12 protein-coding genes, 1 tRNA gene and 1 other RNA gene are annotated in these 12,213 nt (G+C 64.6%); 9 read left to right on the top strand and 5 right to left on the bottom strand.

The annotated features are described in order from the left end of the window. The first annotated feature begins 73 nt into the window (after positions 1–73). From ACFU4Z_RS12065 to ACFU4Z_RS12045, 5 genes are all read left to right on the top strand, one after another. Positions 74–1,231: an NAD(P)/FAD-dependent oxidoreductase gene (locus tag ACFU4Z_RS12065; protein ID WP_379061898.1), complete on the top strand. Its 1,158-nt coding sequence runs from the start codon at positions 74–76 to the stop codon at positions 1,229–1,231. 491 nt (positions 1,232–1,722) lie between these two features. Then, the gene (locus ACFU4Z_RS12060) at positions 1,723–1,842 is read left to right on the top strand and encodes a winged helix-turn-helix transcriptional regulator (protein ID WP_379062529.1); all 120 of its coding nucleotides are present in this window, start codon (positions 1,723–1,725) and stop codon (positions 1,840–1,842) included. Between the two features lie 522 nt (positions 1,843–2,364). Then, positions 2,365–3,081: a hypothetical protein gene (locus tag ACFU4Z_RS12055; protein WP_379061896.1), complete on the top strand. Its 717-nt coding sequence runs from the start codon at positions 2,365–2,367 to the stop codon at positions 3,079–3,081. A gap of 368 nt (positions 3,082–3,449) precedes the next feature. Next, the gene (locus ACFU4Z_RS12050) at positions 3,450–3,776 is read left to right on the top strand and encodes a type VII secretion target (RefSeq protein WP_379061894.1); all 327 of its coding nucleotides are present in this window, start codon (positions 3,450–3,452) and stop codon (positions 3,774–3,776) included. 13 nt (positions 3,777–3,789) lie between these two features. Continuing rightward, positions 3,790–4,698 carry a WXG100 family type VII secretion target gene (locus ACFU4Z_RS12045; protein WP_379061889.1) on the top strand — a complete coding sequence of 303 codons (909 nt, stop codon included), beginning with the start codon at positions 3,790–3,792 and terminating at the stop codon, positions 4,696–4,698. Between the two features lie 42 nt (positions 4,699–4,740). Here ACFU4Z_RS12045 and ACFU4Z_RS12040 read toward each other — a convergent pair whose 3' ends face one another. From ACFU4Z_RS12040 to ACFU4Z_RS12030, 3 genes are all read right to left on the bottom strand, one after another. Continuing rightward, positions 4,741–5,520, bottom strand: coding sequence for a hypothetical protein (locus ACFU4Z_RS12040; RefSeq protein WP_379061887.1), 780 nt, complete (start codon positions 5,518–5,520; stop codon positions 4,741–4,743). 722 nt (positions 5,521–6,242) lie between these two features. Then, positions 6,243–6,665 carry a hypothetical protein gene (locus ACFU4Z_RS12035; protein WP_379061884.1) on the bottom strand — a complete coding sequence of 141 codons (423 nt, stop codon included), beginning with the start codon at positions 6,663–6,665 and terminating at the stop codon, positions 6,243–6,245. A 303-nt stretch (positions 6,666–6,968) separates the two neighbouring features. Continuing rightward, positions 6,969–7,400 (bottom strand): organic hydroperoxide resistance protein, encoded by a 432-nt coding sequence (locus ACFU4Z_RS12030; protein WP_379061881.1) that lies wholly within the window; start codon positions 7,398–7,400, stop codon positions 6,969–6,971. 248 nt (positions 7,401–7,648) lie between these two features. Here ACFU4Z_RS12030 and ACFU4Z_RS12025 point away from each other — a divergent pair, with 248 nt between their 5' ends. Next, entirely contained in the window at positions 7,649–8,365 is a 717-nt protein-coding gene (locus ACFU4Z_RS12025; protein WP_379061878.1) for an esterase/lipase family protein, read from the top strand. A gap of 17 nt (positions 8,366–8,382) precedes the next feature. Beyond that, complete coding sequence (locus ACFU4Z_RS12020) at positions 8,383–9,078, top strand: winged helix-turn-helix transcriptional regulator (protein WP_379061876.1); 696 nt, start codon at positions 8,383–8,385, stop codon at positions 9,076–9,078. Between the two features lie 171 nt (positions 9,079–9,249). On the opposite strand, the gene ACFU4Z_RS12015 is transcribed toward ACFU4Z_RS12020, so the two are convergent. Together ACFU4Z_RS12015 and ACFU4Z_RS12010 are read right to left on the bottom strand one after the other, a co-directional pair. Continuing rightward, positions 9,250–9,337, bottom strand: a tRNA-Ser gene (locus tag ACFU4Z_RS12015). A gap of 55 nt (positions 9,338–9,392) precedes the next feature. After that, entirely contained in the window at positions 9,393–10,388 is a 996-nt protein-coding gene (locus tag ACFU4Z_RS12010; RefSeq protein ID WP_379061874.1) for a hypothetical protein, read from the bottom strand. 120 nt (positions 10,389–10,508) lie between these two features. On the opposite strand from ACFU4Z_RS12010, the gene ffs reads away from it, so the two are divergent. Together ffs and ACFU4Z_RS12000 are read left to right on the top strand one after the other, a co-directional pair. Continuing rightward, positions 10,509–10,603: signal recognition particle sRNA small type (gene ffs / locus ACFU4Z_RS12005), an RNA gene on the top strand. 155 nt (positions 10,604–10,758) lie between these two features. Beyond that, entirely contained in the window at positions 10,759–12,048 is a 1,290-nt protein-coding gene (locus tag ACFU4Z_RS12000; RefSeq protein WP_379061871.1) for an aminotransferase class I/II-fold pyridoxal phosphate-dependent enzyme, read from the top strand. Positions 12,049–12,213 lie beyond the last annotated feature (165 nt).

Genomic DNA, 12,213 nt, shown 5'->3' with positions numbered 1-12,213 from the left:
TTCTCCAAGCGACCGGCTCGAGAAATAGCCCGATCATGACTCGTTCAACCGCTGCTGCGTCGTGGGGTGCGCAATGTCTGTCGCCGACAACGTTCGAAAGCCAACGGTGCTCATCCTGGGCGCCGGCTTCGGCGGGCTGGAGCTCGCCGCTTGCCTGTCCGAGTCACTGCCCGAGGCCGACGTAGAACTCATCGACCACAACGATGGGTTCACGTTCGGGTTCGCCAAATGGGACATCCTTTTTCGCGGCCGGACACCGGAATCCGTCCGTATCAGCTACGCCGATCTCGCCTGTCCCGGTGTCGAGTTCCGGCAGGAAACGGTGACGTCGATCGACCCGCAGAACCGCCGCGTCGTCACCGATCTCGCCGGCTACGAGCCGGACTTTCTCGTTGTCGCGTTGGGCGCCGATTACGACCCGGCCGCCACCCCGGGGTTCGTCGAGGACGGCTACGAGTACTACTCGATCCAAGGAGCTTGCAGACTCCGCGATCGGCTGGCCCTTTTCGACGGCGGAACTGTTCTGATCGCGGTGTTGAGTGTGCCGTTCCAGTGCCCGCCCGCACCCTACGAGGGCGCGATGCTCTTGCATGAGCTGCTGACGCGGCGTGGTGTTCGCGACCGCACCCGCATGCACATGCTCACCCCGATGGACGCACCGATTCCCGTCTCCGCGGATACCTCTGCCGCGCTCGTCGAGGCGCTCGCCCGACGTGGGATCGGCTACTCCCCGGGAACACGGGTCCGCGCGCTCGACCCGGAGCGGCATGTCGCGGCCACCGACGCCGGTGACCTCGCCTACGACCTGTTCATCGGCATCCCGACCCACCGTGTTCCGGCCGTGGTCGAGGCATCAGGGCTGACCGCAGGCGGCATCGACGGCTGGATCCACGTCGACCCGCGCACGCTCGCCACCCGGTATCCCGGCGTCTACGCGATCGGTGATTGCGCGGACGCGCCGGTCCCACGAGCCGGCGTGTTCGCCGAGGATGCCGCCCGCACGGTGGCGGCGCACATCGGTGCGCGATTGCGCGGAACGCCCGATCCCGAGAAGTATCTCGGCCGAGGCTCTTGCTACATCGAATTCGGGGACGGCGTCGTCGGCAAGGTCGACGCCGACTTCCTTTCCGGGCCCACGCCGATCGCACCGTTCAAGCCGCCCACGGCCGAACTGGCGATCGAGAAAGCCGAATTCGCCACCGCGCGGATTCGGCGCTGGTTCACTTCGTGAGCCGAATGGCTCCGACGGGCTGCTCCCAGCCGCCGAACGGAGACCTGCTCGAAAACACCCCACACAGAACAGTCCCCGGTAGTGTCCATCGAATCCATGAACCTCAGCCGTCGCTCGAGGCTCCGGTATTCGATTGGCTTGCCGGGGGCCTGGCCAGATCCTGGAAAAAGGGTCAACGACTTCGGCAAACGTCTCTGTCGACAGTGCGGCTCTCTCCGGTGTTCCGGTGTACTGATTAGTCTCCTCCAGATTCGCTGCCAGTCAATACCCTGTACGCCCTGAATATGGCCATATCGCTCGGCCGGCCGAGTGGCTCGCGGGGTGTCAGCCGACGGCGTCGGCGATCACTCGCGAGCGCCGGGCGCGGGGATCTGCCGAGCAGCTCGCCGAGATCGCTCTTCGTGCCGACCAGGAAGTCACCCGCGATAGTGGAGTCCGTCGAGACCGCAGAGGGGGATCTGCCAGCCGGGTAGGCCACACGCGTACGGGGGCTGCCCGGAGGAAGAATTTCACAGCCCATGCTGACGCTGACCCTGCGCCGACTCGAACGCGACGGCCATGTCGATCGGACAGTGTCCCGACCGGCCCCGCTCAGGTCGGGTACGCACTGACAACCACCGGCCACAGCTGACCTCGTGCTCAGGGCGTGTCGCCGAACGGGCGGCCGAACACCGCAATGACGTGATGGTCTCGCGTACCGGTGGGAAGCCGACAATCCCCGAATCGACGATCCGCTGATGCACCGTCGCGATGTCCTCGGTGCGACGGGCAAATGAATTCACTGTGCCGAGAACGGGTTCAGAGCTGACGAAGGGATGGTGCCGCGCCCGCGAAGGGCTGTGTGAACTGCGGACCCTCGACGTGATATTTGCGTTTCATTAACGGCCGCACCTCGATTCGATGATCGGCAGGGTCGACGAGCAGGAATCGACGTTTGCCAGAACTTCGCTGAGAGTGGGCCTCGGGTTGAGTGTCGCGTGAATCGTACTGGTACGAACGATGGCCGGGCTGGAAACCTGGCTGCACGCGGAATTTCTGCCCCTGTGGCTAACTTTCAGAAACTGGCCCGGATGCATTGGAAGATTGGCAGTTCTTAACAGCAAGAATGATAGCCGGCCTCATAGGCTGGGCTGATGGTGCAGCCGACTCCATGGCAAACAAACAAGATTCGCTATCGGAAGGTTGATACGCCGAGCACTGTGCAACGCATTGTCTCGCAGCGCAGGGAAGAAGTCGCGAAGGTTCTGGCATCGCTGCGAGGGAACTGGGGTTACCTGTGCGCCGCGGTCGGGAGCATCATCACGTTCCGCATGTTGTTCAAGCCGTGGCTCACCGCTTCCGGCACCGACGGCCAGATCAGCGCCGATCCGTTCGGTGGGCTTCAGATATCCACGTCACTGGCGAGCCTCTGGTCTGGATCGCCGCCGCCTGCCGCGAATGTCAACGGCACCTGGGGCGTCCTCGCCAGCACGGCCAGCGCCGTGACCGTCTTCGCCGTACTGGTGAACCTTCGGGCACGCACCAAGATGCTTTCCTATGTCGCGGTGGGGTCTTCGGTCACGCTGGCGCTTTTCGTAGTCGTCGTGGTGGCCCACTTGAACAGCAAAGCGGCCGAAGTGAAACGCATGGTCGGATACGGATCCGCTCGGGATGCGGGTACCCAGGTCGGGTTGCTGGTTCGCTGGGCTACCGGCAACGGCCAATACCCGGTGCCTGGCATGCGTCAGGTCGCCTATGCCACCGCGAGTCTCACGACCTGGGCATGGCTCGCCGGTGCCATCTCACTCATCTCGGCCCTGATCGCCATCGCTCAGTGGATTCGAGGGCGGACAACCGGACCAGCCGCCTGACAGTCGTGGTGCCGAACCGTCACACGGGTGTGTCGGACCACGAAACATGTTGCTGCACTGCCCAACGCGCCTTTGTTCCATCGGATGTTTCTCGACTGTTGGTGTTGCCTTCTATCGCGGACGGGCGTTTCAGCGGCCGGTTCGATGTTGCCGGAGTCCTTCAGCGATTCCGACACGCTCGACGCCGGATTTTCCGCGGGACGCTCGCTGTTAGCCGAATCCACTGCGTTTCAGTCTGTTAGCGAGGCGTCCGCCGCCTGATCGTCGGCGCACCGCTGAAACTTGGTGCAACCGTTTGGGCCTTGCCCGCGTCCAAGAGAAGTAGGCCATCATTGGTGGCTGCATCGGAGCGACTGAGGGGCAGGTAGATGTGGAACAGCGATGACATCGTCGTCAATCCGGACCGGGTACGCGCGCACGCAGGGCAGGTCGAATCGACGCTCGAGAATGTCAGCAAAGCGAAGGAGGCCGCGGACTACCTGGCCAAGGTGGATGACGGTTACGGGTCGTTGGTGGGGTGGGTCGCGGGTTTGACGGTGGATTCGCTGCACGATCGGATCACTGAGAGCCTGCAGAAGATTGTCGAAACGACTGAGACGCTGCCGAAAACGCTGCGGCACTGCGCAGATGTCTTCGACAATCTCGAGGCGAGTCGCAAGGCCGAGATCGAGCGTCAGCAGAGCCAGATCAACTAGGTAGGGGAAGCGCATGGTTTTCAACGACGCCGCGGCGCCGGAAGGCAACGACCTGCTCGACCCGAAAGTCGACGAACGCAACGTATATTTCCAGGACAAGCCCCTGATGCCCACGCTGACCAGCGACGGCGCCGAACCAGGCTTCCTCAAAGGAACACCGCTGGGCGATGCGTGGGAAGGTGTCGGCGCAGTCAAGGCGGCCGTCGGCGGCCAGGATATCGGCACGAACCTGTACGGTGCGGCGCTCAAAGCCTCCGCAGCCGCCTCTGGCGTCGTGGACGTGCTGGAATTCCGGAAGAATCTTGCGCTGGGCGTCCCGCTGGCGAAGATGGATCCTTTCAACATCGTGGGCGGTCTGCTGATGGGCTGGATGCTCGAGAATGTCGAACCGCTGCGCAAGGCACTCGACTGGGTCACCGGCAACCCTGACATGGTCAAGGCGTACTCCGAATCCTGGACGAAAATCTCGACAGCGCTGAGCGAGGCCGCGAAAACTTGGAACACAGAACTCGAAAAGGGCGTCAGCGACTGGGCCGGCGCTGCCAGCGACGCCTACAAAGCTAAGGCGGACGCGTTCATGGCCGACATCGAGGCCCAGGCCTCGCTCGCCGACTCGCTGAGCAAAGTGAATGCCGCGCTCGGCAACCTCGTCGAGGGGGTTCGCGGCGTCGTGACCGAAATTCTGAACACCCTGGCCGGGATCCTCGTCGAGGCCGCCGCCATCATCATTGCCTCGGGTGGCACCGCCTCCGTTGCCGCGGTCGTCCGCGCTACCACCGGTATCTCGACCGGGGCTATGAGCATCTCCAACGCATTGGCGCACCTGGCGACGGAGACGTCGACGATTCTCGGGATGGTGCCGAATATCATCCAGATCGTGCAGGGCGTGACCCGAGCCGGGATCACGGCTGCGACCGCGTGAGCCTGCTCGGTCGATCGTGACCGCCGGTGATGCCGGGCAGCGCTATTCGGCGCTTGCCTCACGAATGTGCCTGTCGACCAGTGGAATCAAGTCTTCCGGCGAATAGCCGCCGCGGCGGAACCGATCCAACCCGTGTTCGGTGCCGAGTTCCGATCGGAGCCCGGGATTGCGCAGATAGAACACGAGCTGGTGATAGACCCGGGTGGGGTCGGTGCGAAGAGCCTTGTGGGCCATGTCGATGGTCTGGTAGCCGGTATCGGCGTCGCCGGTAACAAGGGTAATGGCGTTGATTCGGCTGGCCAGCCGACTCGTTTCGTTCTCTCGATAGCAGCGGGCGCCGATGGCCGAGATGTCTTGCCAGGCAACGGTGGTGGGGTCTTTGCCGTAGTCGATCGTGATGTCACGCGCCGTAAGCAGGATGCCGGTGTTGTCGGCGTTCACTCCGCGTCGATAGGTGCCGGCAAAGAGAAGCAAGGCGACCATACCGGGCAAGGACAGCAGGAAGAAGGCCGCGATTCCGGTCGACAAGTCGTCGTCGAACGATGCGATGAGCAGCCACAGTCCGACCCCGAGCAGGACAACCCCGACCGCCCCCGTTGCGAAAGTACCGATTTTGGAAGGGAGCTGCACCGGCAGCACAAGCGCATGGCCGGTGTCGGTGGAGCGGATGTCAGCCGCCGTCGGAGCTTGTCGTGGACAGAGTGACCATCCCCAGCCCGCGAACGGGGCGACCCAGAGCAAGGATGTGAGCACGAGCGGGACAAGCCCGGGCCACACCGCTTCTCGATTTGTCACAATTGCCCAGATCCCGAACAGCAGCATCGGGAGGGGGACCAACGCCACCACGAACGGCACTACCGCGTAGCGGTACGCGCCGAACGCCTTTCGATCCCATTCCGCCGGTAGCGGCAAGTCCGACGAACTCCGGTATCTACCCACGACAACTCCTCCCCGGGTAGCGGGTGATCAAGGTCTACTCCATCCGCGACTTCTTGTCGAAGTACTCCTCGTCCTCGTCCGGCGTGACGACTGATCGCGATCGGGTTTTCGGGTAGCAGGCAAGGGCCGGGTCGAGGTGCATGTTGGTCCGAGCATTGGGTTGCCTCCCCCTGATCCCACGGCCACAGCGTACTCAGCACACGTGAGAATTACTAAGAGCTCCTACAGGTTTGGTTTCGAAGACGGCGTCGGCAGATGAGTGCGGCGGCGAGGCCGATGAATACCTGATGGATGTCCGTGCGTCGTTCCCAGCGGGTGGCCAACCTGCGGTACTGGTGTAGCAGGGTCAGGGACGGTTCGGCGATCCAGCGTCCGGAAGTCACCTTGTCGCGTGTGCCGCGTCCAACCACTGCCGATCGGTGGCGAGGCCCTCCGCGGATGCCGGATCCGTTCGTCGGCGAGCGATTGTTCAGCCACGATGTGGACTGTCGAGGTCCCTCGCTCGGTAGCAGGTGTCCGGGCGCGCGCCACCCAGCGATGTGGCCGCCCGGTCGACATCGCCGAGTGGGCTCGATTCCTATTGCGCGACGCGCGGGTCGGTTCGGTCAGCTACTGCCGAACCAGCCTTTGGGAAAGAAGTTATTCGAACCCCAGCCTTGGGGAAAGAAATTATTCGAACCCCAGCCTTCGTTCTGGCCGTGGCATTTGTCCTTGCCCCAACGATCACTCTGCCAGCGATCGATGCCCCAAGGGTCGTAGCCGGCACAGTGGGGGTTATCAGTGCGCACCACAGCGGGTGCGGGGGCCGGTGCCGCCATGGCAGGAACCGAGACCATCGGAATCGTCATCGCGGTCCCGACAAGTGCGATCTTCGCGAGCCGCCGACCCGTGTCGGCGGCAGTCTTCCTAACGATCATCATGCCTTCTTCCGGCGATTTCGTCGCACGGATCAACTCGCCGATTCGTCGAGCTGTGCATTCCCCCGACGCATCTGATCCTAGGCGCGTAGCGCCGGTCGCCACCAGCATCCGGACAGCCTGAATCCACCTTCGCGTCTTCTAGGTCGCGACGCCGATGTCCCCTCAGATTTCGGTTTGTGGACCGGAGGTGTTGACCCAGGTCCCCGCAAGATCATGAATCTTGCCGGGACCTGCGTCCTGCCCGGCGGAGGATAGGGATTTGAACCTATACGGCTCCGCAGATGAACTCCGTGGTCAGTCAGATCTGCTGCGTTTCAGGCTGTTTCGGCGCTGCCGACGATGCCCACGTCAGGGTGGCGTGGTCAACGCCAGTCGAGAGGTATTGCTCAGGTTCGTGGGCTCCCAATGGCTTCATAGGCGAGTTCCGTTGGCGGTCAGTGCGACGGCTATGTTGCCGCTGGTCGCATTCGAGTATGGGCATACCTGGTGTGCGATGCGGACCAGGTCGACGGCCTGGTCGACGTCGGTGATCGACGGCAGGGAGACGTCGAGTTCGGCGCCGAGCCGGAATCGGCCGTCCGCTGCAGGAACAAGCATCACCCTCGCGTCGACTGTCACGTCACTTGCCGCAAGCCCGCGCCGCTGTGCGACCAGCGCCAGTGACGATGCGAAGCACGCGCCGTAGCCGATGGCGAAGAGTTGTTCCGGGTTGGCGCCGTCGCCATCGCCGCCCAGCTCCTTCGGTTGCCGCAGTTCCAGATCGAGTCGGCCGTCTTCGGTGCGGCCGCGGCCGTTCCGCCCGCCCGTCACGTGGGCCTGTGCCGTGTATATCGCTTTCGTCACTACGACTCCTCAAGTTGACTTCCTGAAAATGGATCTTAAGCTTCAAAAACAGGAAGTCAATTGCCGTGGTTGCGAAGCTGCCGGGCAGACAGGAGAGTGCTGTGCGCAAGCCGAAGGTCGGTTATCTGCTACCGACTCGCGATGACGCCGCGGTCTCCAGCAAGCACTTCCACATCCATGACCTGGCATCAACGCCGCCGCCAGTTCGCCGCATATGTCCTGCCTCTACTCACGTTCGGAGACCGCCGATGACCCATTTCGTTCTCGTCCATGGCGCCTGGCATGGCTCGTGGGCCTGGGATCGGATAACCCCGCTGCTCCACGAAGCGGCGGCATGCACCCATGTCCCCGAACTGACCGCCGCTAGCGGCGCGGACCTGTCAACGCACGTCGACCAGGTCGTCGCCGCTCTCGATGGCCTTGTGCGTGGTGGGGATGCTCGGCGCGCGGATGATGTAGTACTGGTCGGGCACAGCTACGCCGGTCTTGTCGTGCGACAGGCCGCCGATCAACGTCCGCATCTCGTCGACCGCGTGATCCTCGTCGATGGCTGGGCCGGTCCCGATGGGACCGGCATGTTCGACCTTGCGCCACCGGCGTTTGTCACGGCCATCCGCACCGCCGCCAGGCCGGGCGGCAACGGGTCGATCATTCCGCCACCGCCGCCGGCCGCCTTCGGCATCACCGACCCCGTCGACGCGGAGTTGCTGGCCGGTAGCCTGCGACCGCATCCGCTGCGCACCTTCACCGATCGCACCCGCCTGATCGGCGCTGTCGACCGAATCCCTGGCACCGCCATCTATTGCCGCCCGCAGACCTATCCTTTCGACCGACTCGCCGCCGACATCGGCTATGCGGCCGTAGGACTGGACGGACCACACGACGTCATGCTCACCCATCCGGGGCGGCTCGCCCGGTTGCTCATTCAGATTTGTGCAGCGGAGAATTCAAGAAACGATGGTTGAAAGTCTAGAATTATGTAGTGGAGCAGCGAAGTTACAACCAGTACTGCGCGACCGCACGCACCCTCGACGTCGTAGGGGAGCGCTGGACCCTACTGCTGATCCGTGAATTGCTTACCGGCCCCAAACGGTTCAGCGACCTCCAGCGCAGCCTCCGCGGTCTCGGCACCGGACTGCTCTCGGCGCGGCTCAAATACCTCGAACAGCAACGGCTCGCCCAGAAGATCACCCTGCCGCCACCCGCGCGCGCGCCCGCCTATGAGCTCACCGAGGCCGGTGCTGAGCTCGCCCCCGCAGTGCTGAGCCTGGCCCGTTGGGGCATGAAGTGGGCGATGGCGGACCCCCGCGACGACGAGGTATTCCACCCGGGCTGGGCCGTCCTCGGCCTGCGCGCGTGCTTCGACTCCGACGCCGCGTCCGGCCTGCGGGTGGTTTACCAATTCTGCGTCGGCGACGAGGTCTTCCACGCTCGGATCGACGACGGCACCATCGACACCGTCCACGGTCCGGTGCGGCACCCCGATCTCACCATCACCACCGATGATCACACCTTCCGCGAAATCGCGGCTGGCCGAACCACTCTCGCAGCCGCCGTCCAGAACGCCACGGCCGTCGCGACCGGTGACCGCGCCGCGCTGCGCGCACTACGCACCCTGTTCAGGTTGCCGACTCCTGTGCAGCGCGTTGCGGCCGCGCCGAACACTCCGGCGAGCTGATCCCCTATCCCGAGGTGTGTTGACGCGGTCAACACGTCCTCCACCTGCGGAAACAGCTGTAAACTGCTCTGAAAACCACCCTGAACAGGCGTTATGGTCGACAATTCGCTGGCATGGATGACGAAAAACGCCTCTGACCAGCCAGTTGAGTCCGGTCAGAGGCGTTTGCCGTGGCGGAGGATAGGGGATTTGAACCCCTGAGGGCGTTAACCCAACCCGCGTTCCAGGCGAGCGCCATAGGCCACTAGGCGAATCCTCCGTGGAGCAGCATAGCGGGTGCCCCCCGTCGATCGCCAAATGGGCCTGATGGGGAGCTATTTTCGCAGGCCTGCCATGACTTGACGGGCCTGCGCCTCAGTGGCGGCGGCGACTGCGGACCGGTCGATCGAGGTCTTCGAGTAGATGCTGATCTCGACCTGGAGGGAGAGGTTGCTGTCCAGTACGCCGATTGTGTAGTTCAGCGAGTTGAAGGATGTGGACGTGTCCTCGCGGTAGGCGAAGTATGCCTCCTGGCCGAGTCCGCCCAACGCGCCGAAGCTCCGTCCGGTGCCCGTGGTGCCGGTGTCGATGTCCTTCCAGATGTTGTAATGCGGCGATCCGTACTTGCTCGCGAAGTCCGCGTCCATGGTCAGCGACGCGCTGTTGATGCTGGCGCCCTCGTACTTGGCATCGCAGTTCAGCGAACCCCCGCCGTAGTCGCTGTCGGGCTGGTCCTCGGTGTGCGTGAGCTCCTTCTGGGTGGGCGCCCACCGCGTGAGGACCGAGGGCGTGACGAGGCTGCACGAGTCCGTCACCTTGGCCATGGCGTAGTCGCCGGTCCAGGACTCGCTGTCGCCACCGATGCTCTTCGCCGCGACGACCAGGCCGCCGATCAGGGCGACGACCAGGACCAACGCGGCAATGCCGCCGACGATCCACCCGGTGTTGCTGCGCCGCCGCGGCGGCGTGCCGGGGTAGCCGGCGCCGTAGACCGGTGCCTGTGGATAACTGGGCGGCCCAGGCGGCGGGGGAGCGGGCTGTGTGTATTGCGGCTGCGCATACGGCTGCTGTGGCGCCGCGTACTGCTGCTGCGGTGGCGTATAGGGCTGTGGTGCCGGGTACGGCTGTTGTGGCGGCGCGTAGGGCTGCGGCGGCGGCGTGTAGGCGTCGAACTGTCCTGGTACGCGCACCATCGTCGGGTCGGCGCCCGACGAGCCGGAGCTGTCGCTGGTGGTCGGAGCTTCCCACCACTGGGGTGTCGGCTCCGCGTCGCCGGACGGCGCCGACGGCGGCACCTCATGGCCGCCGTGCGGCGGATTGTTGTCTGTCACCTGTCGATCCCCTCGTACGGTGGGGAAGCCCCTCCGGTATCGGAAAGATCGTAACCAGTGCTCGCGAGTGCGCGCGGGCCCCGGATGGTGGGGTGTGATCGACTAGCCGCTACACTGGCCAACGGATCCCGCGCGGCGCGCATCCTGTGAACTCCCCCAGGGCCGGAAGGCAGCAAGGGTCAACGGGCTCTGCCGGGTGCGCGGGGTCCCCTTAATTTCAGCGCTCGCAGGGTCGACGATCCCGAGCCGCTTATCCACTCCAATTCGGAGCAACCGCCGGGTAACGTGAACAGCGGTCCGCCGACGGTCATACGGACATCGGCCGGACGTCACCACTCGCCCTTTTTGCTGCTTCGAAAGGCTGCCCAGGATGCCCCGGCAATCGCAGATCGGTTTGATGAGCCACGCGGAGCTCGTGTCGGAACACGAGACCCAGCACGCGAATTACGCGACGCTCCGGACCGAGAAGCTCACGCTGGACTTGACGAGGGGAAAACCCTCGCCGGAACAACTCGACTTGTCCGCGGAGCTGCTTTCCCTGCCCGGCGCGGGCGACTTCCGTGACGGCACCGGCACCGACTGCCGCAACTATGGTGGGCTGCACGGACTCCCGGAGCTGCGCGCCATCTTCGGTGAGCTGCTCGGCATTCCGGTGGACAACCTGATCGCGGGCAACAACGCCAGTCTGGAGCTGATGCACGACGTCATCACCTACGCGATGCTGTACGGCACGCCCGAGTCGAAACAGCGCTGGGCGGCCGAGCCCACGGTGAAGTTCCTGTGTCCGAGCCCCGGCTACGACCGGCACTTCGCGATCACCGAGGCGCTCGGGTTCGAGATGATCCCGGTTCCGATGAACCACAACGGCCCCGACACCCACGCCATCGCAGAGCTTTTGGCGAACGACCCGCAGATCAAGGGTCTGTGGGCGGTGCCGAACTATTCCAACCCGACCGGGGTGGTGTTCTCCGAAGATGTTGTCCGGGAACTGGTTTCGATGCCCGCCGCCGCGCCCGACTTCCGGTTGTTCTGGGACAACGCCTATGCGGTGCATCCGCTGACGGACGCCGCCGCACCGGTCATCGACGTGCTCGGACTGGCCGCAGCGGCCGGAAACCCCAACCGCCCCATCGTCTTCGCCTCCACCTCCAAGATCACCTTCGCGGGCGCGGGAGTCAGTTTCCTCGGCGCTTCGACGGCGAACCTGGATTGGTACCTCGGGCACGCGTCGAAGAAGAGCATCGGTCCCGACAAGATCAACCAACTGCGCCACCTGCGCTTCTTCAAGGACGCCGCCGGTGTGCGTGCCCACATGCAGAAGCACCGCGCCATCCTCGAACCGAAGTTCGCGCTGGTGCTGCGGATTCTCGAGGATCGGCTCGGCGCGTCGAAGGTGGCGTCCTGGACCGAGCCCAAGGGCGGCTATTTCATCAGTCTCGACGTGCTCGAAGGCACCGCGGCCAGGGTGATAGCGCTTGCCAAGGACGCCGGAATCGCGCTGACCGCGGCGGGTTCGGCGTTCCCCTACCGGAATGATCCGGAGGACAAGAACATTCGAATCGCACCGAGCTTCCCGAAGGAAGCCGAACTCGAGAAGGCGATGGACGGTCTGGCCACCTGTGTGCTGCTGGCCGCCACCGAGAAGCTGCTCGACAAGTAGCCCGAACGAACGACAGCGGGGGGCCACCCTATCCGGGGTGGGGGCGCGGGGGGGTGGGCTCGGGGGGGGGGGGGGGTTTTGGGCGCTGTGGTGGGGTCGTCGCGCCCCCCCCCAAGCCGGGGGCGGGGCGGGCCGCCACCGCCGCCCCCGCGGCCGCACCTCAGC

Source organism: Nocardia sp. NPDC057440 (genome assembly GCF_042802915.1).
Lineage (GTDB): Bacteria > Actinomycetota > Actinomycetes > Mycobacteriales > Mycobacteriaceae > Nocardia.
This window is presented reverse-complemented; position numbering and strand designations above follow the sequence as displayed.

What these genes read in the sequence shown, in the direction of transcription:
- ACFU4Z_RS12065 (WP_379061898.1), top strand. Translation starts at nt 74, where the DNA reads ATGTCTGTCGCCGACAACGTTCGAAAGCCAACGGTGCTCATCCTGGGC.
- ACFU4Z_RS12055 (WP_379061896.1), top strand. Translation starts at nt 2,365, where the DNA reads ATGGTGCAGCCGACTCCATGGCAAACAAACAAGATTCGCTATCGGAAG.
- ACFU4Z_RS12050 (WP_379061894.1), top strand. Translation starts at nt 3,450, where the DNA reads ATGTGGAACAGCGATGACATCGTCGTCAATCCGGACCGGGTACGCGCG.
- ACFU4Z_RS12045 (WP_379061889.1), top strand. Translation starts at nt 3,790, where the DNA reads ATGGTTTTCAACGACGCCGCGGCGCCGGAAGGCAACGACCTGCTCGAC.
- ACFU4Z_RS12040 (WP_379061887.1), bottom strand. Translation starts at nt 5,520, where the DNA reads ATGCTGCTGTTCGGGATCTGGGCAATTGTGACAAATCGAGAAGCGGTG.
- ACFU4Z_RS12035 (WP_379061884.1), bottom strand. Translation starts at nt 6,665, where the DNA reads ATGCTGGTGGCGACCGGCGCTACGCGCCTAGGATCAGATGCGTCGGGG.
- ACFU4Z_RS12025 (WP_379061878.1), top strand. Translation starts at nt 7,649, where the DNA reads ATGACCCATTTCGTTCTCGTCCATGGCGCCTGGCATGGCTCGTGGGCC.
- ACFU4Z_RS12000 (WP_379061871.1), top strand. Translation starts at nt 10,759, where the DNA reads ATGCCCCGGCAATCGCAGATCGGTTTGATGAGCCACGCGGAGCTCGTG.